A 26,055-nucleotide genomic window follows, 5' to 3' on the forward strand; every position below is an offset into this window, starting at 1 on the left:
ATTCTAATCTCAATAATGGACAAAAGGGAAAGCCCGTTGTCGGGCCTTCCCTGCTTGATCCATCGTGTATACTCGGCTAGCATCTAATCGTCGATGCGCAGCACTGCCATAAATGCTTCCTGTGGCACTTCTACGTTACCGACTTGCTTCATGCGCTTTTTACCTTCTTTTTGTTTTTCCAGTAGCTTACGCTTACGGGAAATATCGCCGCCGTAACATTTGGCAAGGACGTTTTTACGCATTGCTTTTACCGTTTCACGAGCAACGACTTTGGTTCCGACTGAAGCTTGAATCGGAATTTCGAACATTTGACGTGGGATTAATTCGCGCAGCTTTTCACAGATGACGCGTCCACGATGATACGCACGATCACGGTGAACGATAAAGGACAGTGCATCGACCTGTTCGGCGTTCAGCAGAATATCCATTTTCACCAGATTCGATTTGCGGTAACCAGACAGCTCGTAGTCAAACGACGCATACCCCTTCGTGCTTGATTTCAACTGGTCGAAGAAATCGTACACGATCTCGGACAGCGGCACCTGATACGTGATCGTTACACGCGTCGTATCCAGATACTCCATATTGATAAACTCACCACGTTTGGTCTGGCACAGCTCCATAACCGTTCCGACAAAATCATTCGGTACGATGATGGATGCCTTCACATATGGCTCTTCCACGTATTCAATACGACCGACTTCTGGATAGTTTGACGGGTTATCGATCGTCAGAACATCGCCATTTGTCAGTGTAACGTGGTAGATAACGCTCGGTGCTGTCGTAATCAGCGGAATGTTAAACTCGCGCTCAATCCGCTCCTGAATCACGTCCATATGCAGCAAACCAAGGAAACCGCAACGGAAACCGAAGCCGAGTGCACTTGAAGATTCTGGCTCAAAGCTCAGAGACGCATCATTCAATTGCAATTTTTCCAATGCTTCACGCAGATCAACATAATCTGACGATTCGATCGGATACAGACCGCAGTATACCATCGGGTTAATTTTACGATAACCCGGCAGTGCTTCGGTCGTTGGCGTTTTGGCATCGGTAATCGTATCACCGACACGCGTATCGCCAACCGTTTTGATACCAGCAACGATAAAGCCGACATCGCCGACATTCAGTTCATCGACAATCGTCATACGTGGCATAAAAGCACCGACTTCGATAACTTCGAATTCTTTACCAGTTGCCATCATTTTGATTTTGGAGCCTGCTTTGATCTTACCATCCACGATCCGGGAGTAAATGATAACCCCTTTGTATGGATCATAGTGTGAGTCGAAGATCAGCGCTTTCAGCGGATTGGACGGATCGCCAGTCGGTGCAGGCACCTTCTGTACAACCTGTTCCAGAATCTCCTTGATCCCGATGCCCGCTTTGGCAGAAGCAAGTACTGCTTCACTGGCATCCAGTCCGATTACATCTTCTACTTCTTGTTTGACACGTTCCGGGTCTGCACTTGGCAGGTCGATTTTGTTAATGACCGGCAGAATCTCCAGATTGTTATCCAGTGCCAGATACACGTTCGCCAGCGTCTGGGCTTCAATACCCTGAGCCGCATCGACAACCAGCAGTGCGCCTTCGCAGGCAGCAAGACTGCGGGAAACCTCGTACGTAAAGTCGACGTGTCCCGGTGTATCGATCAGATTGAGCAGGTATTCCTCGCCGTCATCGGCCTTGTATGTCAAACGAACTGCCTGCAATTTGATTGTAATTCCGCGCTCGCGCTCCAGTTCCATCTGGTCCAGTACCTGCTCCTGCATTTCGCGAGAAGTCAGTGCGCCGGTATACTCCAGAATACGGTCCGCCAGTGTGGACTTTCCGTGGTCAATATGCGCAATAATAGAGAAATTACGTATTTTTTCCTGTCTTGCTGAAATATCAGTCATGCCTTACCCCCAACATAAGCCTGAAATATAATGCTGATGGTCCGGTCCTGTATGAAAGGTTAACCATTCCCATTAATCAATTTATTATAGCAGTTGGGCGATTCCCCAGCAATCCCATTACAAAAAGGAATTCAAAACAGTTGTAATCTGAATAACTACGCTGTATTTCTTCGTTTCTGCACGTTGTTTCCCTGCTCCTCTTTACTCGCCCACTTCGCGAATCATCCATACATGCGGGATACCGTCTTCCAGAAATTCCGCCGAGAATATACGATAACCCAGCTTTTCGTAAAAGGGAGCCGCCTGACTTTGTCCATGCAGTTGAAAATGCCGTAGCCCTTCCGCTATCGCCTGTTGTTCCAACCCTTGAATCAATATACGTCCCAGTCCATATTGTCGATATTCTGGCAGCAGACAGATGCGCTCTAACTTGGCGGTTCCATCTACTGTCCGCCATCGTCCTGTACCCGCAGGCTGCTGTTGATAATAAATTAGTACATGCACGCATGGCGCATCCAATACATCATGATCATCAAACTCGTCCGCCAATAGGACGCCTTGCTCCTCCACAAATACATGTTGGCGAATCTGTTTGGCTGCTTCCAGCTGTTCAGTTGTCATCACAATTTGCAGATCAATATCAGTCGAATGTGAATGGTTCATTCATTTGCTCCCTTTCTGTACGTACTCTAATGTTAGGAAAGATAAGTTGACGAAACGTTTATCATCTACCAAATTACGATTTATCATAATGCAATTTTATTGCAAATACAACAAAACGATATTGATATTACTAGATATCTTACTTTGATTCTCTTTATTTTCAGCTTTGCTTTTTCAACCATATATTCCCAATCAGAAACAAGCAGCAATTTATATTGCAAAACTGAATATAACATGATAATATATTTAGAGTTGTGAGTCTTAACGATGATTCGTATATGCTTTACAGGAGGTGAATGTAATGCCTAACATCAAATCCGCGGTTAAACGTGTAAAAACTAGCGAAAAACGTCGTGCTCTGAATGCGGCTCAAAAATCCGCACTGCGCACTAGCGTAAAAACTGCAGATACTGCACTTGTGAATAACGATGCTGAAAATGCAAAAACTGCTGTTGCTGCTGCTTCCAAAAGTCTGGATAAAGCTGTAACTAAAGGTCACATCCACAAAAACGCAGCTGCTCGTAAAAAATCTCGTCTGGCTAAGAAACTGAACGCTCTTTCCAGCCAAGCTTAATGCTGCCTTTCATATAAACCCCTGAACGGTTATCCGCTCAGGGGTTTATTGTGTTTATATTCGATTTACCATGCTGCCCGGTATGGCTGCGGTGCTAGAATGGACTCATGCAATTGAAGTGCTGCCGTGCGAACCCAGAATGGATCACGTAGCAATGCTCGTCCGATGGCAATCACGTCTGCTTGTCCTTTATTCAAAATCGCTTCCGCTTCCGTTCCGGTCGTAATCAAGCCGACCGCTGCTGTAGCTATATCCGATTGCCGATGAATGGCTTCGGCATACGGCACCTGATAACCCGGATATACATTCGGTTTGTCAGGATATACGCCGCCACTGCTCACATCAATCAGATCAACCCCCTGCTCCTTCATCCTGTTCGTATATTGCACCGTATGCTCAATCCGATTCCCCTCTTCCCCATACTCATCCGCCGATACCCTTACAAACAATGGACCTTCCCATACATCGCGTACAGCTGCAATTACTTCCGACAGCAATCGATAGCGTTTATCCACCGTTCCACCATAAGCATCGGTACGCCGATTCGTATAACTCGACAAAAAATCATTTAACAAATAACCATGCGCTGCATGCAGTTCAATTACGTCAAATCCTGCTTTCACTGCACGAATGGCAGCCTCACGGAAATGTTGAATCGTCTGCTGGATTTCTGCAATCGTTAAAGCCCGGCTATCTTGATCTCCATGCGACAAACCAGAGGCAGACACCGCATGACCCGGTATATCCGATTTGCGACCAGCATGCCATAGTTGAATGCCCACTTTGGACCCCTGTGCCTGTAAAAGAGATACTAGCCGCCGCATCCCTTCCATTTGCGCATCTTCCCATATCCCAAGCGAACCGTAATCTTTGCCATGTTTATCTACAGCAGACACTTCCAGCATAATCAATCCAACCTGCCCAAGTGCTCTAGCACCATAATGTAGCATATGCCAATCATTCACCTTGCCATCTTCCTGTGCCGATACCATTCCCATCGGTGACATCATCACCCGATTGTTCATAGTCATATTGCGAATCGTGTATGGACTCAACAGCAAACTCATCTCAAACCACTCCTTCATTCGTATAACGTAACCTCTTTAGTTTAAAAAAATCAGCCGATTTGCTGAATAGATAAATAAAGGAGTTTGCTACATCTCACATGATATAATGAGGAATAGTAATCATAAAACCATATTATATAAAGGAGTTGATCTATTGGACCATACTGATAAAAAAATGATCGAACTGCTTCAACAGCAGGGCAGAATTTCGATGAAAGAGCTGGGCAATCTCGTCGGCCTCTCCCAACCTGCGGTCACTGACCGTGTTCACAAAATGGAAGATCGCGGTATTATTCATCATTATCAGGCTGTCATCTCACCAGCCGACATTGATAAAAAGATTACAGCGTACCTGATGTTTTTGACCAAAGACTGTGAAGGTCTGGTTGAATTTTGCAAACAATCACCTGATCTAATGGAGTGTCACCGAATTAGCGGACAGTATAATTTCTTGTTAAAAGTCGTTACGGAGTCATTGCAAACACTCGAAACATTCACCAACACCTGTGGCAAATATGGCGATTCCGTCACGCTAATCGTGATGTCTACCCCCGTTGAATACAAACCATTGATTCCGAATATAGAAGCATAAATAGCCGAAATGGTCTTTTGTGAATATCATCAAAAGACCATTTCGGCTTCATAGGATAGAACGTTATCAATGTCAGTGTATAAGCTTGAGCAACCTATTCCTGTGATCCGTACTCATCAGCGTGGTGATGTATACTCCAACTGCTCTCCATCTTGTGGAATGACGAGTTGTTTGGTTAGTCCATGCTCCTCTGCAAAGTCAGCCAGCTGTTTGCGCGTGAGTAAACAGTGATTGATCGCTTCCATATGCACAGCAATGATTTGGCTATCGGGAGCATGCTTACAAACCTGTTGCACATCATATTGATCCATAATAATAGGGTCGCTACCGACAAACTGAGCAGCGCCAGCATTTACAATTGTAATATCCGGCTGGTAATCCTCCAATGCCTGCTCCACTTCCTTACACCAGATCGTATCCCCGGCAATGTACAACACTGGCTCGTGTTCCGACTGAAAGACAAAGCCTGACACATTGCCCATCTTCTCCCCAATCTCACCGGTTCCATGATGACCAGTAGTACGATGCAATTGAATGCCTTTGTACTGCTGGTTTTCCGAAATCTCGGTAACATGAATAAATCCCCGTTCTACAATGCGGTCACGGTCCCCCGGTTGGCACCATACTGGAATCTGTTTATCTAGTGCTTCCATCGCTGCTGCATCCCAATGATCATTATGCAGATGTGTTAGCACAATCACATCTGGCTGGCTCCACTGTTGCAGCGCTCCCGGTAATGATACTAGCGGGTTGCGCCGTTCATTTTCCGAATTCGTAATCGGCGGATAAGCTCCTTGCTCTCCTAACATCGGATCTATGAACAGATGAACTCCATTGTATTCCAACCATAGGCTGGCATTGCGGATCAATTGAATTTTCATGATATTACTCCTTTTCCAATTCATATCGCCCTGCGGTACACATGATACGATATTGTTGTTTGGTATTGTTGCTTGAGCTATTCTCATTATAAAATAATCAACACGAAGCCCAACAGCGTCAGCTGAACGTATAATCATGAATTTACTTTCACGCTGAAAGCAAATAAGATTAAGTATCATTTCTTACTTCGTATTAGCTATTGGATGTCATGTTATTAACCTGTTTATCAAAGGAGTCTATCGGTTATGAATCTTTCTAACTATATGCTAGGAGCAGATGAAGTGGATCTGCGTATTTTACATGAATTAATTGTAAATTCAGCTCGTTCTCATAAAGATATCGGCGAGCTGGTTCATCTATCTGGACAAGCGGTCGGGCAGCGTATTCGCAAATTGCAGGATATGGGCGTGATTGAAGGTTACACGGTCAAATGGAATCCGGCGGCACTTGGACAAGGGATTCAAGGCTTTGTGATTTTGTATATGAACTCCGCCTCCTCGCATTCCTCTTTTCTGGAGCATGTTCGTCAGCAAGATGCAGTTCACGAGGTGCATCGGATTAGTGGGGAAGGTTGTTATTGGATGCGAGTTCATGCTGCTTCCATGAGCGATCTGAATCAACTACTGGATTCTTTGTTGCAGTATGGCAACTTCAAATTAAGCTTGTCGGTGGAGCAGTTTAAGTAAACGAAAAGCCCGGAAACGTTGGAGTGTCCTGTCATTCCATCGCTTTCGGGCTTTTCACATATGGTTTCGATCTATGTTTTGTAGCATACCTGTTCTAAGTCATTTATAAAAGAAACGAATCGACGCAAATCGTTAACTTATGCAATACCTTCACATATAGGTGCTGCACCAGTCTATGCACCAAGCCGCAACAGGAACATTTCCAGACCGAGCACTTTATCAATCGCTCCGGTCTTCATCTGGTAATCCAATCGTGCCAGATGAGCAATAATAGAGCGCAGCTTGCCCACTTCAAATTTGCGTGCCTGTTCACCAGCAATTTTGACAGCATACGGATGTAGCCCCAGCTGAGAAGCCATCTGTTGCTGCGAATAATTTTGCCCAGCCAATTCTTTGACCTGCAACATAATACGGAATTGGCGGGCAATGAGCGCCGCAATCTTGATCGGTTCTTCACGCTGCTTCAACAAATCGTAAAAGATCGTCAGTGCCTGCTCCAATCGTACCGCCGCGATCTGCTCCACCAAAATAAATACATTTTGTTCTGTGCTGCGGGCAACTAGCTTTTGCACATCATCTTCGGTAATGGTACCACCGCGTCCAGCATGCAGACATAGCTTGTCCATTTCCGCAGATAAAATCCCCAGCCCCGTACCCGCCGATTGTACCAGTGCTTCAGCCGCCGCTTTGGAGCATTCGCATTCTTGCTTTTTGGCATGACGGATGAGCCATGTGAGCAATTCTTCTGCGCCCATAGGCTGAAATGGCAATATACAGGCTTTGTTTTTCAGCGCTTTGACGACCTTTTTCCGTTCATCCAGCTTTTCGCCATTGACCCAGAATAATAAGATTGAATAATCAACCGGTTCCTCCATATAGCGAAGCAAAGCTTCAGCACGATGCTCCAATTTGCTATTATCCTTGCCTGCTGTAAGCACGGATGAATCTCGTATAATCAACAGCTTGCGCGGCACCATAAACGGAATCTCCTCTGCTTCTTCCAGTACCGTTTCTAGTGCCGTCTCGGACAAATCGTAACGAGCAAGCGCAAAATCACGATGCTCTGGTTCAATCAATTGCTGAATCGCAAAATCGATAAACTCGCTAATTCTATATTTTTCTGATCCATAACATACATAAATGGATGCCGGATTATTATTTTGAATATCCTTACTTGCTGTTTTCAAATCCATTCCACGTTCCTCCTGACTTCACTATATGTATTGTAACGGAAAAATGGATTACCGCAAAGAGAAGACACGATGCAAAACAATAAAGGACTTTCCGATATGTGATCCGGAAAGTCCTTATGTCGGCGCTGAATGCTACCTACATCATCGCTGATGACGGTAAATTAGTTACCAACTGTAATTTTGTACGTTTTGCTGATGTTGTTCTCGTTCACCTGATACGTAAATACTTTGCCATCATCTGACCATTTGCCGCTGATCCATGTTCCTTTGAGCGGAATCGAGGATACGACACTGCGACCATTCACATTGTCAGCTGCGATGCTGTCCAAACGAAGTGTATTTTGCGTAGTCAGTACAACGGTATAATCTTCAGTTGGCGATTTCCATTCTTGCTCTGTTTTGGGCATAGTCACGTCAGCAGAGTTAGTAGAAGGTGTATCGCTGCCCTGTGTACCTGTCGTACCAGACGATGAATTCGTTGACGGTGAATCTGTTGTTCCCGTCGATGTGGAGCCCGTATCCGGCGCAACCAGGCTTGGCTGCGCTTCTGGAGTAGACAAAATGCCTGCTTCTTCATCTGTACCGGAAGCTTCCGGATCTGTTGATGTAGAGTCGGTTCCTCCAGATGTGGACGAATCTGTTTTGCCTGAACTGCTATTCCCCTGATCTGTAGAAGTCGAAGGTGTAGCTGTCTCTTGCTGCTCAGTCGACTTGTCATTGCTGTTCGACTTTGTCGTCGAGCCGCTGTCCGTATTGCCTGTCGAAGGAACACCACCGCGCTTGTCTGTAGACGGTTCCTGCGACTGACTGTGATTACCGGTTGACTCGCTTGACGGAGGAGTCGTGTTCGTGTTGTTCTCCTTATTCTTCGTTGTGTCTGAAGTGGAAGGAGTCTTTGTTGAAGTTTGTCCGTCAGAAGGCTCATTGGATGAACTTCCTGTATCCGTTGCATTGGACGGTTCCTTTTGCTTATCGGCTTGCTTCTGATCTTCTTCCTTGTTGGTCGAGTCTACCGAAGGCTCTTTCTTTTCCGGGTTGCTTACACTGCCATTCTCTTCAGTCGCGTTCTCCTGATTGTAGCTATATGGCGATGCAGGCGATCCCGCATCCGTAAGGGTCTTCGGTTCATAACTCGCAATAGAAATACCAAGTACCACACCGGCGGCAACAATCCCCCCGATTGTACGCACCGGCAAACGATCACGCCAGTTCCCACGCTGACGACGACGCTGTGCCAGTTCATCCTGTTCGTCTTGCTGTGGTTCCATAATACCGATCTCTGTTGCACTTTCGGAGCGTCGTTCTGCATCCAATTGATCCAACTGCGGCAAAATAGCATCCACCAGACTGTACTTTGGTTTTACATCAGGCAATTTTTCCAAACGCAGTGACAAAGCGGTCATGATCCGAAATGTCTCTGCTGCATCCGGGTTTTCATCGATATAACGGAATAAAGCTTTGCTGTCTTCCGCGCCCAGGTCCCCGTCCAAATAGCGGCTCATCCATTCTTCCGCTACTTCACGTTTCATCCAATCAATCCTCCTTTCTCATAGTCTGCTAGCAGACTTTGTAGTTGCTGGCGCGCGCGAAATAAATACGATTTTACCGTGTTCAGAGGTAAATCCAGGCAATCCGCAATTTCGTTGTAGGATAAATCCTGAATATAGCGCAGTACGATCACTGTTCGATGATGCTCAGGCAGCTGGTTAATCGCTTCCTGTACATCCTTGGATGTATAGGTACGCATCACCTGTTGCTCCACATCGTCATGACCTTCAAACACCATCTCATGTTCCTCAATCGAAACCGTCGGCTTGCTTCGACGGAATTTATCAATGCAGATATTCGTAACAATCCGTTGCACCCAAGTTTTAAATTGCGCTTTTTCTTCGTAGGAACCAATTTTGGTATAGATGCGAATTAACGCCTCTTGAGCCGCATCCAGAGCATCCTGTTCATTGTTCAAAATGTAGTAAGCTGTTTTGTACACATGATGTTCTATCTCTCTTAATAGGGTGATTAGAGCATCTCGGTCTCCCTCTTGGGCGGCCTTGATGAGTCCCTGCTCCACCACGGAGGATCCCCCTCTCCTTACAACTCCTAGACGCAAACGGCGCCCCGATTGTTGCAGTGTTTGTTAAAATAATTTCAATTTATTGATTCAAAGCGGTAAGTGCCGCAAAACGCTATTACAAACACTTACCCTATGTAGGAATCATACGAATCCGGGCTGCATTTGGACTACCTAAAATCAACGTTTTCCGGGTCATATGTCGAAACGTGATACAGATGTATCTAGGATACCAAAATCCGCTCTATTCGTCATCTTCTGTACGACAGCGATAGGATGCATTCAAACAGATTTGCGATAATACATATATAAAATTCAAGCATCATTGCGGCGAATGAAGCAGGGTACGGGTCTGCATGTTGCCGTTTTTATCAATTAGCATCTGAATCTCGCCCTGCTGATCTGTCCGAAAAATAGTAGAACCGACATCATGCAGACGATCCAGCACTTCACTTTTAGGATGACCGTAGATGTTGTTGACACCTGCTGAAATCACAGACATTTGCGGTTGCCAGTAGGATAACCATTCCGGTGAAGTGGATGTTTTGCTGCCATGATGACCGACTTTGAGCACATCAATCGGCGCAGAAATGAGCGATGCTGCCATGGAATCAGTAGTATTATTGTGAGCTGTATTAGTAGCTGATACTTGATCCCATTCATTTAGAATCGAGCGTTCCTCTGTAAAGTTGGCATCGCCTGTAAATAGAAAATGACGTCCGTATATGTCCAGCATAAAGACAACGGAATATAGATTTTGGTCTTCCTTGCGCGGAAGTAGACTAGCTACAGGATGAGCTGTAGGTTTTATAGTAATAGAATCATGTGTATTCTGCGTGTTCTTTTGAACATTTGTATTCAAAATCGCAGATGATTGTGAAAACTTTATTTTTTCGTTTGTCAGTGTAGTGGAACTAGTGGATAAGGCGGGCGCCAGAAAAATCAGTGTAGTATCCGGGTCTGGCTTCCATTGCAGACCTGATGACGCGGCGTACATGGGAATATGGCGATCCAGCAAAGTCTGAATGAGTTTATTTTGCTTATCGTCATCCGGCAATGTGCCATTAAAAATAAACTGCTTCACTGGTATCTGATCTGCTACCGCCAGCAGTCCACCCGCATGATCCTGATCCCAATGTGTGGAAATGATTGCGTCCAGCTGATGAACACCGCGTTTTTTGAGCAAAGGTACAACTAGCTTGGCACCAACTTCGTACGGTTGTTTACGCTCACGCCATTCGTCGCCTGGTTTGCGAAAACGAACAGTACCTCCGCCATCTACTAGAATATGCTTCTGATCTGGCGTCGTGATCAGAATACTGTCTCCCTGTCCGATATCGAGAAATTGTAATAGTGCCTCATGATTCGATTGATATGGGGATGCGTTGTACCAGCTGTTCAGCATAATGATGAGTATACAGCCGAATACAGGCATGATCAGCAGTCTATTGCGCAACCATGGAATCTGCCAGTGAATACCGCGTTTGCAGAATAATCTGGCAACTGAAACTTTACTAAATGGCGGTCGCAAAGGGGATGGTTGTACTGCTGGTTGTACTGCTGGTTGTACTGCTGGTTGTACTGCTGGTTGTACTGCTGGTTGTACTGCTGGTTGTACTTTGGATACTTGTGAATGCTGACGGACGATGTGCTGACTCATCACTTGTTGTTCAAGCCAATGATGAATATCGCGGAAACAGCGTAATGTAATATATAACAATGCGTAATAACTTAACATACCTACAATCCCCGGCGACGACCAGATACTTAACATATATGGTACATGATCAAGCCAATCGATTAGTATAAAGCACCAACTATTTAGCCAAGACACTGCATGTCCAAGCCAATATCCTGCCGGAAACCAGATATAGCTGACCGCCAGCGCAAGCGTGCCAATAGGCAACACAAGAATACTGGATACAGGCACCAGCACAAAATTAGCAACAAACGATAGCAGCGAAAACTGGTTAAAATAATAAATCGTTAGCGGAAACGATATCAATTGCGCAACAATCGTTACGGATAACGCCGAAGCCAGTTTAAAAGGCAATCTACTCAACAGCGGCATGAATAACGGAACATATATAATCAAGCCTGCCGTTACGATAAATGACAACTGAAAGCTAATGTTGAGCAAATAATACGGTTCGTATAGCAACATGTTCCATCCAACTGCACATAAAATATGTAATCCATCTTTTAACTGTCCACGTCCTGCCAGATATAATCCGATCATGCCCATCAAACCGGCACGAATCGCAGATGGAGATGCTCCGGTAAGCAAGACGTATATCGGCAGCAGCAACATGACGATATAACATGCTGTCTCCTTAGTCAATCGCATTGCACGCAGCATCCATAATAACAAACCAGCATAGATCGCTACATGCAATCCTGAAATCGCAAGAATATGTGTTAATCCGAGTCTTGAAAAAGAAGCAAACGTCTCTGCATCGATGTCATCGGTTAAACCGATCAGTAAGCCTTCCATATAACCACTATCGAGCGGTTGAAATATACGCTGTACTTGTAGTCCAAGCCGCTGCCTTGTATCATCGTTCCAGCGCAAAATTCGACTCTGAATAGATGACCAATAGGACAATTGTATATCGGATGGGCGCAGCGCCGAGGCACCTTTCACATCAATCATCCAATGAATATGACTGAGTCTCAAATACTCTTGGTAGTCAAAAGCGCCAAAATTACGTGCGCCTCCTGCTTCTTTCCATGTGCCATGGAGTTGGATCCTATCTCCGCGTCGCCATTGTGCTGCTGTTGTTAATTCTTTTTCTGCTGCAAGCTTGAGCTGAACCCAGACTGTCTCGTGCTTGTGTAACTCAATCGTAGACGAAGGAATGGTTGATGAAGCCTTGGACGATGGATGTAACCGATACAATACTAGCGGAAACGTAACACGATCCCCGTCGATTTCTATTGTACCGGCAATTTCCCCTTCTGCTTGGGTAGGCTGCTCTATCATGCTGGAAGATGTAGATTGTAATAATGTTGGCAGTTGGCTGATATTACGCTGATCATTCCAGTGCCAGTACACGGCTGCTATACAAAATAATACGACCAATAGAATCAAACCCCGATAATCCAATCGTATTGGTAACCATATATACAAACTCAGTAATAGCAACCCGCCAAGCACTAATATACCGCATAACACTGTCCAAAAACCACTTTCATCCAGTAATACGGCACATGTGTTACCGGCAGTCCATGTAGCAAAACCGACTACTAGTGGTCGCTTGCTTTTATGTACACTATCATTCATTGGATACTTGTCCCTTTCCTATGTGTTGTTCTATTCTTCTATGTTATTGCTCAGATCTATATTGTTGCTTAGAGTGGTGCTGTTGCTTGGTATAGCTACTAGTGAAATGTGAAAAAGAACCATGTTCCTCTGCTGTGTGTACAGCATGCCGGAGTCATGGTTCTTCCATTCTGGCTAACTTCTGATTGTTCAGTATGCTCTAATACGGATTGTTAATTAATCGATGACAACTGTTTCTTTTGGTGGTTCGTATGATTGTAGTGAGCGGAATATAATGCCTTTTTGCTGCATCATATCGTGTACTTTGCGTGTGTCTTTTGGATAACTACGATGATAGACGATCTCGACTACGCCGCTATTCGCAAGCATATTAGCGCATGTCCAGCATGGCTCGTCGGTTACGTATACGGTTGAACCTTCGCGGTCAGCGCGGTCGGTAAACAGTAGTAGATTCTGTTCGGCATGGATGGTACGAATACAGCGTTGCTTTTTGACCATTGTTTCGACGCCATCCACCTTGACCACTTCCACCTCTTCGGAGATCATACAACCATCTTCCGAGCAATCTGGTACGCCCATCGGTGCGCCGTTATAGGCTGTACCGAGTAGCTTTTTCCCCTGTACCAGAACGGCTCCTACATGACGGCGCGGACAGCGCGAGCGTGTGGACACCATATGAGCGATATCCATAAAATACGTATCCCAATCTTTACGCATTTTGTATTTCCCCCTTTATCCATTTACAGACTGACATATGGTAATAACTTGGCAAGCATTTTACTGCCGATGCCTTTGACATTATCCAATTCGTTTACATGTTGAAAAGCACCATGGACATTGCGATAATCAATAATTGCCTGTGCTTTTTTGTCACCGATGCCGGGCAGTTCAGTTAGCTCCGCTAATCCGGCGCGATTGATGCTAATTTTACCTTCGCTAACAGAAGATGCGGAATGAGTATCTAATTCTGAGCTGTTGGTTGATGATTTGGTCTGGTTGCTTTGCGACGAAACTGCGTTTGCTGACGAAGAATGAGGATCGCCGGTAGCAGATTCGCCTATAGTTGAGACATTAGTAGATGTATCGATAGTATCTTGTTTGGATGTAACTGTATTCGTGTCTGTAGACGTTGGAACGCCAGAAATTCCTGTGTTGGATGATGTACCTGCTGTACCTGTATCTGCTCCATTCGCAACTAATGATGAAGAGTTACGGAGCAGATCGCTTGAACCTTTTTCGATATTGGAATCTTGTTCTCCTGCTTGTGTTGTAGCAGAGGAAGGTTCAAGTGTTGCTGCTGCGCGTTCGTTCACTTGCACCCACTCTGTGCCCTGTTCTGGTTGCTGAGCTGCGCCAAACCAGATAAGTCCTATGCCAAGTACAGATAGTATGGTAGCTACGATCATTATTTTCGTTTTCATCATTTGCACCCCTGTTATTGAAAATGCGAAGTTTACGCATTCCCATATTATTCTCCGTACTCATTCACATGATGTACGTGAGTATAAAACAACGCCCCGGCAATATGCCGGAGCGTCCAGTGGTGCTTCCACTTGATCTAACGTGTGAACCTGTATTCGTAAAATTAGTTAGCTACGATATTAACCAGCTTACCCGGTACAGCAATGACTTTGCGTACGGTTTTGCCTTCGATTCCTTTTTGTACAGCTTCCAGAGACAGGGCAAATGCTTCCATGTCTTTGGCATTCATATCTTTGGCGATATTGACGCGCTGTACGATTTTGCCTGTGATCTGGATTACGATTTCCACTTCGGACTCATTCGTCCAAGCTTCATCGTATACCGGCCAAGGCTGATACGTGATGCTGTCGGTATAACCGAGACGATTCCACAGTTCTTCCGCAATATGCGGTGCCAGTGGCGACAGCAATTGTACAAAGTCGATCATCGCCTGACGTGGCAATTCATCGGTTTTGTACGCATCGTTGATAAAGATCATCAGCTGGCTGATTGCCGTGTTGAAGCGCAGTGCTTCCATATCTTCGCTGACTTTTTTGATCGTTTTGTGCCAGATACGTTTGAACGCATCATCGCCACCATCTTGTACGATCTTCGGATTCAGACTACCATCTTCGCTAATAAACAATCGCCATACACGCGCCAGGAAGCGGTACATACCTTCTACACCGTTCTCGTTCCACGGCTTGGTTGCTTCTAGCGGTCCCATGAACATTTCGTACAGACGCAGTGTATCAGCGCCGTGCTCGTTGACAATATCATCCGGGTTGATCACGTTACCGCGCGATTTACTCATTTTCTCATTGTTCGTACCGAGGATCATACCTTGGTTGATGAGTTTTTGGAATGGCTCTTTTGTATTCACTACACCGATATCGTACAGCACTTTGTGCCAGAAACGGGCATACAGCAAGTGAAGTACAGCGTGCTCAGCACCACCGATATACAGATCGACTGGCATCCAATAGTCCAGCTTCTCTTTGGAACACAGCTCTTGATCGTTGTTTGGATCGATGTAGCGCAGATAGTACCAGCAGCTGCCTGCCCATTGCGGCATTGTATTCGTTTCGCGGCGTGCTTTCAATCCTGTTTCTGGATCGATAGTATTCACCCAATCGGTAGCATTAGCCAGCGGTGATTCGCCTGTACCGGATGGTTTGATCTCATCCAGATCCGGCAGTAAGAGCGGCAGGCTATCTTCTGAAACTGGCTTGATCGTACCGTCTTCCAAATGGATGATCGGGATTGGCTCACCCCAGTAACGTTGACGGCTGAACAACCAGTCGCGCAGACGGTAGGTCGTTTTGCCTTCGCCTTTGCCGTTCTCTTCCAGCCATTGGATCATCGTCGGAATTGCTTCTTCGGTCGATAATCCGTCCAGACTGCCGGAGTTCACATGCTTGCCTTCGCCTGTGTAGGCTTCTTTGGTCACGTCTCCACCTTCGACCACTTCAACGATACGCAGATCGAATTTCTGAGCAAATTCCCAGTCACGCGTATCGTGTCCAGGCACCGCCATAATGGCACCAGTTCCGTAAGCAGCCAGTACATAGTCGGCAATCCAGATTGGCAGTTTCTCTCCATTTACCGGATTAACCGCATAAGCGCCGGTGAAGACACCGGTTTTGTCTTTGTTCAGATCGGTACGTTCGAGATCGCTCTTGTGGGATGCTTTCTCTTGATAAGCTTTCACTGCATCCTGTTGCTCGGCAGTTGTAATTTTGTCTACCAATGCGTGCTCAGGAGCGAGTACACAGTAAGTGGCGCCGTACAGCGTGTCCGGGCGAGTGGTGAAGACGCGAATTTGCTCCTCTGTGCCGTCGATATCGAAGCTGACTTCGGCACCGGTCGATTTACCGATCCAGTTGCGCTGCATATCTTTGATACTTTCCGCCCAATCCAGCTCGTCCAGATCTTCCAGCAGACGGTCTGCATATTCGGTAATTTTCAGCATCCATTGACGCATCGGACGACGAATAACCGGGTGTCCCCCACGCTCACTTTTGCCATCGATGACTTCTTCGTTTGCCAGTACTGTACCAAGTGCCGGACACCAGTTCACTGGAATCTCAGCGATGTAAGCCAGCCCTTTTTTGTACAATTGCAGGAAAATCCACTGTGTCCATTTGTAATAATCCGGGTCCGTCGTGCTGATCTCGCGATCCCAATCGTAGGAGAAACCGAGCGATTTGATCTGACGACGGAAGTTGTTAATATTTTGCAATGTAAATTCACGCGGATGACCGCCGTTATCGATTGCATACTGCTCAGCTGGCAGACCGAACGCATCCCAACCCATCGGATGCAGTACGTTGAAGCCTTTCATCCGTTTGTAACGGGAAACGATATCGGTTGCGGTATATCCTTCCGGGTGACCAACATGCAGCCCTGCGCCAGATGGATAAGGGAACATGTCCATCGCATAGAACTTCGGTTTGTCCTGTTCCTCTGTCGTTTTGAATGTTTTATGTTCGTCCCAGTAGCCCTGCCACTTCGGTTCGATCTCCTGCGGACGGTAGCCCTGCGAGGTCGTATTATTGTCTGTCATCCCTATTCCTCCTTCATATTATGCACTGTCTATAACGCCCGCTGCGCCGGATGTGTGCTGCCCGAAAGCCATAAAAAAACCTCTCCATCCCTAGCGCAAATAATCGCTAGGGACGAGAGGTTGATCTCGCGGTACCACCCTAGTTAGTGAACAGGCATGCTTCACCATTCACTCACTTAGTTTCCTGATAACGGTAGGAAGCCGATGCGGTTGCAATCGAGAATATCGCTGTCAGTTTTGACAGAGCTGGTATTCCGTAGATCGTTGCCGCATATCTCCAAGGCGAGTTCATATCGGCATCATATCGACTTGCACCACCCGTCGACTCTCTATTCATGCTTGCCGCTATTACTATTCCTTTTCACTGAGCATTACATATGTCCGGTCATAACCTGTCCGGTTGTAACAATGATTTTATTGTAAAAAAGTTAGCCGCTAAAGTCAATGAAAGAAATATTCGGAAGACTGGCGTGGATCTATCATTTTGTCAAATTCTGTTGAACAATGACAGCAGACACGCTATCATATGTACCAATGCACACTTGACCAATGCGATAGATTCAACAATAATATGATAAATCATATAAAACCAAGTTATTTACTCTACTTTATATTTTATTATAACCTCTACATTCAACTAACGATTCGTTCCTTCTATAGATGAGACGACTGCATTCACTCATCCGATCTCAATTTTTAAAGGAAAGTAAGGAAAGGAGTGACAGCCATGTCTGCTTATACAGAACAACCTGACGGTACATTCAAAACTGTCTGCTCGCTAGACTGCCCGGATCAATGCGGACTGCTCGTTCACAAAGAAAACGGCAAGATCGTCAAAATCGCTGGTGATCCCGATCATCCCGTTACAAAAGGCAATATTTGCAATAAAGTACGCCATATGGCGGAACGCATTTATGATGAAAAACGGTTGACGCATCCGCTCAAACGCATCGGACCAAAAGGGAGCCGCCAATTCGCCCGCATCAGTTGGGAAGAAGCGCTGGATACGATCTCTTCGCGCTGGAAGGCATTGATCGCGGAGCATGGACCGGAAAGTATATTACCGTATAGTTTCTACGGCAATATGGGCAATATTAATGCGGAAGGTATGGATCGCCGCTTCTTCTATCGTATGGGCTCCAGTCAGCTGGAGCGTACCATTTGTACGGCTGCCGGTGGAGCAGGCTTCAAGTATACGGTGGGCGGCAGTATCGGTGCCGATCCCGAAGATACTGTTCATACAAAACTATTCATTCTCTGGGGTATCAATGCGGTTAGTACGAATATGCACCAGATTACACTAGCGCAGCAAGCCCGTAAGCAAGGTGCCAAAATCGTCGTTATCGATGTGCACAAAAACCAGACTGGACGACTTGCCGACTGGTTTATCCCTATTTTGCCGGGTACTGATACCGCATTGGCACTCGGTCTGATGCATATTCTGTTTGCGGAACATCGAGTAGACGAGGAATTTTTGCAGCAGCATACGATTGGACATGAGGAGCTACGTGAGCATGTAAAGCAGTACGATCCCGCTACCGTTGCCGGTATTACCGGTGTACCAGTGGACGATCTATACAAACTGGCATACATGTATCATGAGACAACACCTGCATTGATCCGCATCGGCAATGGGTTGCAGCATCATGATAATGGCGGTATGAATACGCGCGCGATTACGTGCTTGTCCGTATTGACCGGTCAATGGCTTGTGCAAGGCGGCGGTGCTATCCGCTCCAACTCTGCTTATCTGGCACATAATGCGCAAGCGTTGCAGCGTCCCGATCTGCTGGAGAAACGGAATACGCGTTCCTTTAATATGAATCAACTTGGTCGCGCGTTGAACGATACGGAACCGCCGGTGCATTCGCTATATATTTATAGCAGTAATCCCGCAGTCGTAGCCCCGCGTGCAGGTCAGGTACGTCAAGGGCTGGAGCGTGAGGATCTATTTACCGTCGTACATGATCTGTTCCTGACGGAAACAGCTTCGTATGCTGATATTATTTTGCCAGCGACTTCGGCGTTTGAGAATCTGGATTTCTATACATCGTATTGGCATCATTATATGCAGATTGGCGAACCGGTTATCGAAGCATACGGAGAAAGCAAATCGAATACCGAAGTATTCCGCTTGCTAGCAACAGCGATGGGTTATGAGGAACAAGCGCTGCATGATAGCGATGAGCAATTAATACGTCAGGCATTGGATCATCCGGCCAATGAAGGGCTTAACACGATCGATTACGACGCGCTGGTCGAGCATAAATTTATCAAAGCCTATCGACCGACTATTTATCCAGAACGACTCGCTACGCCAAGCGGCAAAGTCGAGCTGTATTCAGAAACGCTGCTTCATATGGGGCTACCACCGCTGCCAACGTATATTCCATTGCGTGAACAGGATGAGGACGGGTATATCTTTATTCCGGGACCGACGCATAATTTCCTGAATTCTACATTTTCCAACAATGCCAAACATACCGGCATGGAAAAAATGCCAAAATTGTTTATCCATACGGAAGATGCAGAGCGCGAAGGAATTGCGGATGGCGATTGGGTCAACATTTCCAATGAAAATGGTTCCTGCGAATTGCTAGCAACCGTAGGCGAAATGGTATTGCCGGGTGTGGTGGTTAGTCAGGGATTATGGGCGGACAGCAGCGATCACAAACCGAAGCATCTGGTGAATGCGCTAACGTCGGATCGCCTATCAGATATGGGCGGCGGCGCAACATTCTTTTCCAGTCGTGTACGTCTGAAACGTAAGCCTTCAGAGGAAACGACAGAGCAATGGGAGCAGACAGCTTCGCTGTAATGTATGTGCACAAGCATATGATTGATCTGTAACAGTTATATGCTGTAGCGGTCATATAAGTAAGATCAATGCAATACGCTTTACCTTATGCAAACATCAAGACAGGCGCACATTAAAACGACCTACCTTCTGTCCATTACGGCTCAGAAAGCAGGTCGTTTTGCATACATATAATCGATATGGTGAACAGGTGACTTATCCCCGCGCAGGTACATGTAGCTGCTCTGTGTTGGCGTCTGCGACACAGATACGATTACGCCCCGTTTCCTTGGCACGATATAGCGCCTGATCTGCTTCATAAAACAAAGCATCCGCTGGCAGCTGTGGAAACCCACTTACGCCGATGGAGACAGTCAGCACAATCTCCTGACCTTCTTCCAGAACAAACAGATGCTCCTCAATCCGCTTGCGTACTCGTTCGGCGATATCAATCGCTTCCTCTATCGTGCACGGCGTGAGAATGGCAGCGAATTCTTCGCCTCCTTTGCGGGCACAGAAATCAGTTTTGCGAATAGTTTCTCCCAGCAATTGTGCAATCTGTACGAGCACAACATCCCCGTTCAGATGTCCGTAGCGATCGTTTACCCTTTTGAAATGATCGATATCCAGAACCAGTAGCGCAAACGAAGTATTATTCTGCTCTGCATCATCCGCAGTAGAACGGAATAAACGATCAAAGGAACGCGGATTGTACAATTTGGTCAGGAAGTCGTGGTTGGCAGCTTCCCGCATTTTGACCAGCGTCTCATCCGCCCGTTTCATGTATTTGATAATATAATAAGCAAACAGTCCAGCCGTCATATAAAAGATGCCGTAGAACGCATGCAGCGCATACGAGTGACTGAACGCGTTCACAATCGTTACTGAAACTACATAAATACATACTGTACCAATCAGCGTCCGTACCCAGATTTTGAGCGATACTTCACGCGCACGTTTCATACACATTCCGGTAAGCACATACGTAAACATAACATTGCACAGTCCGATCCACGAACTGAACTGTATCGTTTCTCCTGCAAATAACCGATAAATCCCGATCATTACCGCCGAAATCAAACCACTCCAACCGCCGCCATAATAAAATGAGATCATAATAGCAAGCTGCCGAAAGTCAACAATGATCGTATTCGTGTTCGTATGAAAACGGATCGAGAAAAACATCATCATCGCAATGCCGACACCGCCGGCAAGCAAACCATAGAGGATAGGCACAAACCAGATACTTTTACGCCCCATCTTCCTCTCAAAAAACTTCAAAAACAGGTCACTAAAAAATAAAAATGTTGTCAGAAATGTCAAATTGTTAAATAGCGTTTGAATTATGGTTTGCATGCTGCGCCCTCACTGTACTCCATAATGATTGTGGACTTGTTGAATCTATTATACATGATTCTCAACCTTCACTATCTCCATGTTTCGACAAATGACAGTAAAAATGTTAGATTTGTATGTAACTTTTTCGTACATTCCTATTAACTCATACATCATTATCCTACGAAGAGATCATTTGGAAATTATCTTTTACATCAAAAAAACCTTCTCATCCTATTATGCTAAACGGCTTCCTGTCCTTACCATATATATCGGTTGCGCCGACGATAAATGTTCATACTAAAGAAGCCTCTATACGAAGCTTCTTCACTACGAATCTGATCATGATCCTATTTGACCGCCACGAAAAACAAGCGTGCCGCTTCCTCGCCCGGTTCCTTCCATGTAAAATCGGCAAAGCACTTCACATCACGGAACCCGGTTTTGTACAGCTCGGTCGTCAACCATTCCTGCTCATACGAACGCTGTACATGCACTTCCTCAAAACGCTCATACAGGTTTTTGTTCTCTCCAGTCTGGGCGAAAATCGTAAGATGATGCTCAATCTCAGTACGCTGGGTATCGTATTCACACGTCCACAAATAAGAAATATGGCGATCATCCAGCATAAACGGCTGCTCGGCATCATACCGACGCAATGTATCTGGATGATGCACATCAAATACAAACGTACCGCCCGGCTTCAAACCGTTATACGTGGATTGGAATGTCCGTACCACATCTTCCGGTTCGGTCACATAGTTAATACAGTCGCAAAATGAAATGACACTGTCTACCGGTTCCGCCAGCATCCATTCCGTCATATTCTGGCAAACCCACTGCACATGACCATCCTGAAACAATCGGTGTCCTTGCGGCGTGGATTCCATTTTGTCGCGTGCTACAGATAGCATATCCGATGACAGATCAATCCCAGTCACACGAAAACCAGCATTCACTAGCGGAATTGTAATGCTACCCGTGCCGCAGCCCAGCTCTGCTACCTGACGCGGCATCCCGTATTTGTCCCATACTTCGCGTACGAAGCGCAGCCATTCCGGGTACGGCATATCATCCATCAATTCATCATATACATAGGCAAACTTGCGGTATGACACGATTCAACCGTCCTTCCTGTTCCCATTCATACAAAAACAGAAAGGCTCGAACCACAGCACATGGTTCTTGCCTTTCTATCTTTCGATTTCTCTGTGCCGGTTCATGACGTCCGTATTGCCGGTTTCTTTATTGTGCCGGATTGTCAGTTTCGCCATCTGGTTTGTTATCATCTGGAGCAGACTTCGCATGCTCAGCAAGACGCGTCCAGTTCTGATCCTGCACAACGACGCCTTCTTTCATCAGCTTGCCTAGTGCGCGCTTGAACGCGGCTTTGCTGATGCCAAAGCGCTGCTTGATCACATCCGGTTGTGTACGGTCAGAGTATGGCATTGCTTTGTCCGGACGCTCGTTGATAAATGTCAGTAGACGCTCTGCATCCTGATCACGTCCGATTTCCTTGCGCTGCAACATCGACAGATTCACTCGTCCGTCTTCGCGTACTTGCGTGACACGTACTTGTACTTTTTCACCCAAACGCAGCAAATGACTGCGCTCATTCTGATGAATCAGACCGAGTGCGCCAAATCCGAGCACCCCACCGTCAATCAGCACGAATGTGCCCATTTGCAGCGGCTTGTATACAAGCGCATCGACCCACTGGTTCATCCACGTCGTCGGTGCATGGAACACAAGTTCATCGAACTCTTCTTCGCCCGCCAGAAGTGCGAGCAGACGACCTTGACGGTCATGCTGCATTACGACGTACACTTCGTCGCCTACTTGTGGACGCAGTTCGGGTTTCTCTGGCAATTCGCTCATCGGCAGCAGCAGCTGACGACCAAGACCCATTTCCAGAAAAGCACCTAGACGCGGATGCAGATCGGCAATTTTCAGTTTGCCCAATTCGCCCAGCGTTAGCAGTGGCTTTTTCATCGTAGCAGCGAGACGGTCTTCGGTATCGTGGAAAATAAACACTTCCACCGTATCACCGATTTTGATCTTGCCTACGATCTCGCTATAGTGCATCAGTACTTCTTCGTCGCCATCGGTTAGGAAGAAGCCGTACGGTGAGACTTCGCGCCCGATATTCAGTGCGATTCGGTTGCCTGCCTCAAAACTCATACTTTTTCCACCACTTTGGCGTCAGACCACAGACGCTCGATATTGTAATATTCACGCTCGTCGCGATGGAAAATGTGGACAACAACATCGCCAAGGTCAATCAGTACCCAGCGTGCCGCGTTAACGCCTTCCATTCCGCGGATCGTAACGTCAGCGTCATGCGCGCGTTTGCGCACTTCAGCAGCGATCGATTGTACTTGGGTGTCTGAGTTACCGTGACAGATCACAAAATAATCCGCCACCAGTGAAATTCCTCTCAGGTCCAGTGCAACCAGATCATGAGCTTTTATACTTTCGGCTGCACCTACAGTGAGTTGCAGCAATTCTTCTGGATTTAATGCCATTTAAAGATCTCCCTCCAATTCAAGTTGTTTGACCAGATCGTTTCTGGACAACATCGTTAACGGATAAATCACCTGACGACGCGCCAGCAGCAGATGGATCGTCGAATCAAAACCGGCGACCAGCGCCGCTTCCAGACTCACTTCCGACAGATGTCGGATATGATCCACGCCCGGGAAGTCGCGTCCGGGTTCAATATAATCAGCGAGACAGATTACTTTATCCAGCAAGGTCATACCAACTCTGCCAGAAGTATGATACCGAATCGCATTCAATATGTCCTCATCCGTAATGCCGTATTCCTGTTCCGCCACATACGCACCGATCTCAGCATGCCAGAGCGGTTTGTCATACAGTAGCAATTCATCATTCAGTGCCTTGTCGCGCAGCACTTGCTCCTGCTGCTCGGTTGGCCAATATTTGGCGACATCGTGCAGAATGGCAGCGACTTCCGCCTTATCCGGGTCCGCTCCGTACCGCTTGGCAAGCAGTACAGCCGAATGCATGACACCTTCGGTATGACGCCAGCGCTTCTCCGGCATCCGGGCGGACACCGATTGAATCAGTTCATCGCGTGTCAGCTTCATACACTCCGCTCCCCTTAATATAATCATAGACATGATCGTGGACCATATAGCGAACCGTTTTGCCTTCAACGAGTCGTTCGCGGATGTCGGTGGAGGAAATATCCACCTGTGGCATATTGACCAGTACGACGCGCGGCTGCAAGTACGCTGGCATGTTTTCCTTGTTGATGACCGAGCCGGGACGTCCCACTCCGATAAACGTTAGTCGCTGCGCCAGCTCCTCAATACCATGCCATTCAGTCAAATAATTGACCATATCCGCGCCGATGATGAAGGAAAAGTCATGCTCTGCATACCGCTGTTGCAGCTCACGGATCGTCTCAATCGTATAGGAGACACCACCGCGCTCCAGTTCGATATCCAGCGTACGAAAAGATGGATTGCTGCCAATGGCACGCTGTACCATTTCCAGACGCTGTTCGCCGGTTGCTCCGGCAGCATGTTTGTGCGGGGGAATATGCGATGGCATGAACCAAACTTCGTCCAGTCCACAGCCGTCCAGCGCCGCTTCCGCCGCTAGCATGTGACCGATATGCACCGGATCAAAGGTGCCCCCCATAATACCGACTTTCATGAATCCACCACCGAATCGTTTGTAATCAATAGATCGTGATACCGCGATGCTACGAGATATCTATATCGTTGGTAAGATAACGATGCAGATCATTCTTATCCGCGCGGCAGTTCGATTTGCTTGTGCTCTTTCGATTCTTTGTACAGAATGATTGTGCGTCCGATAACCTGTACCAGCTCAGCTTCTGCGCCTTGAGCGAGTTCTTCCGCCAGTTGCTTCGGCTCTTCCAGACAGTTGTTCAGTACGGATACTTTCATCAATTCGCGCGTTTCAATCGCATCGACAACGTGACGAATGATACCTTCGTTCATGCCGCCTTTACCGATTTGGAAAATCGGGTCCAGATGATGCGCCTGACTGCGCAGATAACGTTTTTGTTTTCCTGTTAACATAGAAATCCCCTTTGGTTTATAACGGATTGTGTTCATGATTCAGTGCTTCCAATACCGCGCTGTGCATGAGAGATACCGGCGCTTCTACACCGGTCCAATATTCAAAGGCATACGCCCCTTGATAAATAAACATACCGAGTCCGCCGACAACGGTACACCCACGCGCCTTGGCCTCACGCAATAGTCGCGTTTCTAGCGGATTGTAGATCAAGTCGCTGACTACAATGCCTTCCGGTATAAGCGCCGCATCGACAGGGGTAGCATCCAGATCCGGGTGCATGCCGATCGATGTGGTGTTAATGAGTATATCGGCGGATGAGAGTACAGATTCCAGTTCGTCTTGTGAAGCTGAGGACAAGCTTGTCCCCTCGGCTTTGTCAGTCAAAATGGAAATTAGCTCGTCTGCACGCTCTCGCGTACGATTTACGATCACGACATCGGACACATGCTCCTTGAGCAGAGCATAAACGATGCCGCGCGCTGCGCCACCTGCGCCCAGTACGACTACTTTTTTACCGTTCAGCTCGCCTGTTTCTTCCTTGAGCGAGCGCACATAGCCGATACCGTCCGTATTGTAGCCTGTTGTGATGCCGTCGCGAATAACGACCGTGTTCACTGCACCGCAGCTGATCGCCGATTCGTCCAGCTCATCCAGCAATGTCATGATCTCCACTTTATGCGGAATCGTTACATTGAAGCCGCTGAATCCTAGCGCACGCGCTCCGGTTACGGCTTCTGCCAGATGCTCCGGCTTCACATGCAGAGGTACATACATGCCCGGCAATCCCGCTGCTTCCAATGCGATATTGTGCATAGCGGGCGATTTGGAATGAGCAATCGGATCGCCGATTACACCTAACAGTAACGGAGCGTGAATATGCACATGTTCTGTAGGTCCAGTCATCTTGAAT

At 46.7% G+C, this 26,055-nt stretch carries 23 protein-coding genes and 1 other annotated feature; of the genes, 4 read left to right on the forward strand and 19 right to left on the reverse strand.

What is annotated here, in order from left to right:
- Positions 1–83: 83 nt before the first annotated feature.
- Complete coding sequence (lepA, locus tag ACDE64_RS16675; RefSeq protein WP_411343233.1) at positions 84–1,898, reverse strand: translation elongation factor 4; 1,815 nt, start codon at positions 1,896–1,898, stop codon at positions 84–86.
- Between the two features lie 201 nt (positions 1,899–2,099).
- A complete protein-coding gene (locus ACDE64_RS16680; protein WP_411350324.1) occupies positions 2,100–2,537 on the reverse strand; it encodes a GNAT family N-acetyltransferase in 438 nt (145 codons plus the stop codon).
- Between the two features lie 325 nt (positions 2,538–2,862).
- Between ACDE64_RS16680 and rpsT the strand changes: the two genes are divergently transcribed.
- Positions 2,863–3,135: a 30S ribosomal protein S20 gene (rpsT, locus tag ACDE64_RS16685; RefSeq protein ID WP_411343234.1), complete on the forward strand. Its 273-nt coding sequence runs from the start codon at positions 2,863–2,865 to the stop codon at positions 3,133–3,135.
- A 65-nt stretch (positions 3,136–3,200) separates the two neighbouring features.
- Here the strand turns inward: rpsT and namA are convergent, their stop codons facing one another.
- The gene (gene namA, locus ACDE64_RS16690; protein ID WP_411347562.1) at positions 3,201–4,202 is read right to left on the reverse strand and encodes an NADPH dehydrogenase NamA; all 1,002 of its coding nucleotides are present in this window, start codon (positions 4,200–4,202) and stop codon (positions 3,201–3,203) included.
- Between the two features lie 154 nt (positions 4,203–4,356).
- On the opposite strand from namA, the gene ACDE64_RS16695 reads away from it, so the two are divergent.
- Positions 4,357–4,794 (forward strand): Lrp/AsnC family transcriptional regulator, encoded by a 438-nt coding sequence (locus tag ACDE64_RS16695; RefSeq protein ID WP_411347563.1) that lies wholly within the window; start codon positions 4,357–4,359, stop codon positions 4,792–4,794.
- 116 nt (positions 4,795–4,910) lie between these two features.
- Here ACDE64_RS16695 and ACDE64_RS16700 read toward each other — a convergent pair whose 3' ends face one another.
- On the reverse strand, positions 4,911–5,675 hold the full coding sequence (locus ACDE64_RS16700) for an MBL fold metallo-hydrolase (RefSeq protein WP_411347564.1): 765 nt from the start codon (positions 5,673–5,675) through the stop codon (positions 4,911–4,913).
- 246 nt (positions 5,676–5,921) lie between these two features.
- On the opposite strand from ACDE64_RS16700, the gene ACDE64_RS16705 reads away from it, so the two are divergent.
- Positions 5,922–6,362, forward strand: a complete 441-nt coding sequence (locus ACDE64_RS16705; RefSeq protein WP_411347565.1) for an Lrp/AsnC family transcriptional regulator — start codon at positions 5,922–5,924, stop codon at positions 6,360–6,362.
- A gap of 173 nt (positions 6,363–6,535) precedes the next feature.
- Here ACDE64_RS16705 and holA read toward each other — a convergent pair whose 3' ends face one another.
- The 7 genes from holA to leuS all read right to left on the reverse strand — a co-directional run bounded on the left by holA (position 6,536) and on the right by leuS (position 16,936).
- The gene (holA, locus tag ACDE64_RS16710) at positions 6,536–7,555 is read right to left on the reverse strand and encodes a DNA polymerase III subunit delta (protein ID WP_411343239.1); all 1,020 of its coding nucleotides are present in this window, start codon (positions 7,553–7,555) and stop codon (positions 6,536–6,538) included.
- Positions 7,556–7,716: 161 nt separating this feature from the next.
- Positions 7,717–9,084 (reverse strand): hypothetical protein, encoded by a 1,368-nt coding sequence (locus tag ACDE64_RS16715; protein WP_411347566.1) that lies wholly within the window; start codon positions 9,082–9,084, stop codon positions 7,717–7,719.
- Entirely contained in the window at positions 9,081–9,629 is a 549-nt protein-coding gene (locus ACDE64_RS16720) for an RNA polymerase sigma factor (protein WP_367060305.1), read from the reverse strand. The genes ACDE64_RS16715 and ACDE64_RS16720 overlap by 4 nt, the downstream gene beginning before the upstream one ends.
- Before the next feature lie 319 nt (positions 9,630–9,948).
- Positions 9,949–12,909: a ComEC/Rec2 family competence protein gene (locus tag ACDE64_RS16725; protein ID WP_411347567.1), complete on the reverse strand. Its 2,961-nt coding sequence runs from the start codon at positions 12,907–12,909 to the stop codon at positions 9,949–9,951.
- Between the two features lie 216 nt (positions 12,910–13,125).
- On the reverse strand, positions 13,126–13,626 hold the full coding sequence (locus tag ACDE64_RS16730) for a deoxycytidylate deaminase (RefSeq protein WP_367060314.1): 501 nt from the start codon (positions 13,624–13,626) through the stop codon (positions 13,126–13,128).
- 23 nt (positions 13,627–13,649) lie between these two features.
- Positions 13,650–14,333: a ComEA family DNA-binding protein gene (locus tag ACDE64_RS16735; protein WP_411347568.1), complete on the reverse strand. Its 684-nt coding sequence runs from the start codon at positions 14,331–14,333 to the stop codon at positions 13,650–13,652.
- Between the two features lie 161 nt (positions 14,334–14,494).
- Positions 14,495–16,936 (reverse strand): leucine--tRNA ligase, encoded by a 2,442-nt coding sequence (gene leuS, locus ACDE64_RS16740; protein WP_411347569.1) that lies wholly within the window; start codon positions 16,934–16,936, stop codon positions 14,495–14,497.
- Positions 16,937–17,041: 105 nt separating this feature from the next.
- Positions 17,042–17,310 (reverse strand) — a binding site (T-box leader).
- Between the two features lie 353 nt (positions 17,311–17,663).
- Here leuS and ACDE64_RS16745 point away from each other — a divergent pair.
- The gene (locus tag ACDE64_RS16745) at positions 17,664–19,754 is read left to right on the forward strand and encodes a molybdopterin oxidoreductase family protein (protein WP_411347570.1); all 2,091 of its coding nucleotides are present in this window, start codon (positions 17,664–17,666) and stop codon (positions 19,752–19,754) included.
- Positions 19,755–19,949: 195 nt separating this feature from the next.
- Here ACDE64_RS16745 and ACDE64_RS16750 read toward each other — a convergent pair whose 3' ends face one another.
- From ACDE64_RS16750 to ACDE64_RS16785, 8 genes are all read right to left on the reverse strand, one after another.
- Entirely contained in the window at positions 19,950–20,993 is a 1,044-nt protein-coding gene (locus tag ACDE64_RS16750) for a diguanylate cyclase (RefSeq protein WP_411347571.1), read from the reverse strand.
- Positions 20,994–21,418: 425 nt separating this feature from the next.
- The gene (locus ACDE64_RS16755; RefSeq protein WP_411346825.1) at positions 21,419–22,189 is read right to left on the reverse strand and encodes a class I SAM-dependent DNA methyltransferase; all 771 of its coding nucleotides are present in this window, start codon (positions 22,187–22,189) and stop codon (positions 21,419–21,421) included.
- A 124-nt stretch (positions 22,190–22,313) separates the two neighbouring features.
- Entirely contained in the window at positions 22,314–23,249 is a 936-nt protein-coding gene (locus tag ACDE64_RS16760; protein ID WP_411347572.1) for a S1 RNA-binding domain-containing protein, read from the reverse strand.
- On the reverse strand, positions 23,246–23,593 hold the full coding sequence (gene rsfS, locus ACDE64_RS16765) for a ribosome silencing factor (protein WP_367060368.1): 348 nt from the start codon (positions 23,591–23,593) through the stop codon (positions 23,246–23,248). The genes ACDE64_RS16760 and rsfS overlap by 4 nt, the downstream gene beginning before the upstream one ends.
- Complete coding sequence (yqeK, locus tag ACDE64_RS16770; protein WP_411343247.1) at positions 23,594–24,178, reverse strand: bis(5'-nucleosyl)-tetraphosphatase (symmetrical) YqeK; 585 nt, start codon at positions 24,176–24,178, stop codon at positions 23,594–23,596.
- On the reverse strand, positions 24,159–24,752 hold the full coding sequence (nadD, locus tag ACDE64_RS16775) for a nicotinate-nucleotide adenylyltransferase (RefSeq protein WP_411343248.1): 594 nt from the start codon (positions 24,750–24,752) through the stop codon (positions 24,159–24,161). The genes yqeK and nadD overlap by 20 nt, the downstream gene beginning before the upstream one ends.
- A 95-nt stretch (positions 24,753–24,847) precedes the next feature.
- A complete protein-coding gene (yhbY, locus tag ACDE64_RS16780; protein ID WP_411343249.1) occupies positions 24,848–25,144 on the reverse strand; it encodes a ribosome assembly RNA-binding protein YhbY in 297 nt (98 codons plus the stop codon).
- A 16-nt stretch (positions 25,145–25,160) separates the two neighbouring features.
- Positions 25,161–26,048, reverse strand: a complete 888-nt coding sequence (locus ACDE64_RS16785) for a shikimate dehydrogenase (RefSeq protein ID WP_411347573.1) — start codon at positions 26,046–26,048, stop codon at positions 25,161–25,163.
- Positions 26,049–26,055: the final 7 nt, after the last annotated feature.

Source organism: Paenibacillus sp. WLX2291, from assembly GCF_046603665.1.
Lineage (GTDB): Bacteria > Bacillota > Bacilli > Paenibacillales > Paenibacillaceae > Saccharibacillus.

Excerpts from the sequence above, each read along its gene's own strand:
- lepA (WP_411343233.1), bottom strand. The coding sequence starts at position 1,898 with ATGACTGATATTTCAGCAAGACAGGAAAAAATACGTAATTTCTCTATT.
- rpsT (WP_411343234.1), top strand. The coding sequence starts at position 2,863 with ATGCCTAACATCAAATCCGCGGTTAAACGTGTAAAAACTAGCGAAAAA.
- namA (WP_411347562.1), bottom strand. The coding sequence starts at position 4,202 with ATGAGTTTGCTGTTGAGTCCATACACGATTCGCAATATGACTATGAAC.
- ACDE64_RS16700 (WP_411347564.1), bottom strand. The coding sequence starts at position 5,675 with ATGAAAATTCAATTGATCCGCAATGCCAGCCTATGGTTGGAATACAAT.
- ACDE64_RS16705 (WP_411347565.1), top strand. The coding sequence starts at position 5,922 with ATGAATCTTTCTAACTATATGCTAGGAGCAGATGAAGTGGATCTGCGT.
- holA (WP_411343239.1), bottom strand. The coding sequence starts at position 7,555 with ATGGATTTGAAAACAGCAAGTAAGGATATTCAAAATAATAATCCGGCA.
- ACDE64_RS16715 (WP_411347566.1), bottom strand. The coding sequence starts at position 9,084 with ATGAAACGTGAAGTAGCGGAAGAATGGATGAGCCGCTATTTGGACGGG.
- ACDE64_RS16725 (WP_411347567.1), bottom strand. The coding sequence starts at position 12,909 with ATGAATGATAGTGTACATAAAAGCAAGCGACCACTAGTAGTCGGTTTT.
- ACDE64_RS16730 (WP_367060314.1), bottom strand. The coding sequence starts at position 13,626 with ATGCGTAAAGATTGGGATACGTATTTTATGGATATCGCTCATATGGTG.
- ACDE64_RS16735 (WP_411347568.1), bottom strand. The coding sequence starts at position 14,333 with ATGATGAAAACGAAAATAATGATCGTAGCTACCATACTATCTGTACTT.
- leuS (WP_411347569.1), bottom strand. The coding sequence starts at position 16,936 with ATGACAGACAATAATACGACCTCGCAGGGCTACCGTCCGCAGGAGATC.
- ACDE64_RS16745 (WP_411347570.1), top strand. The coding sequence starts at position 17,664 with ATGTCTGCTTATACAGAACAACCTGACGGTACATTCAAAACTGTCTGC.
- ACDE64_RS16750 (WP_411347571.1), bottom strand. The coding sequence starts at position 20,993 with ATGGGGCGTAAAAGTATCTGGTTTGTGCCTATCCTCTATGGTTTGCTT.
- ACDE64_RS16760 (WP_411347572.1), bottom strand. The coding sequence starts at position 23,249 with ATGAGTTTTGAGGCAGGCAACCGAATCGCACTGAATATCGGGCGCGAA.
- rsfS (WP_367060368.1), bottom strand. The coding sequence starts at position 23,593 with ATGGCATTAAATCCAGAAGAATTGCTGCAACTCACTGTAGGTGCAGCC.
- yqeK (WP_411343247.1), bottom strand. The coding sequence starts at position 24,178 with ATGAAGCTGACACGCGATGAACTGATTCAATCGGTGTCCGCCCGGATG.
- nadD (WP_411343248.1), bottom strand. The coding sequence starts at position 24,752 with ATGAAAGTCGGTATTATGGGGGGCACCTTTGATCCGGTGCATATCGGT.
- yhbY (WP_411343249.1), bottom strand. The coding sequence starts at position 25,144 with ATGTTAACAGGAAAACAAAAACGTTATCTGCGCAGTCAGGCGCATCAT.
- ACDE64_RS16785 (WP_411347573.1), bottom strand. The coding sequence starts at position 26,048 with ATGACTGGACCTACAGAACATGTGCATATTCACGCTCCGTTACTGTTA.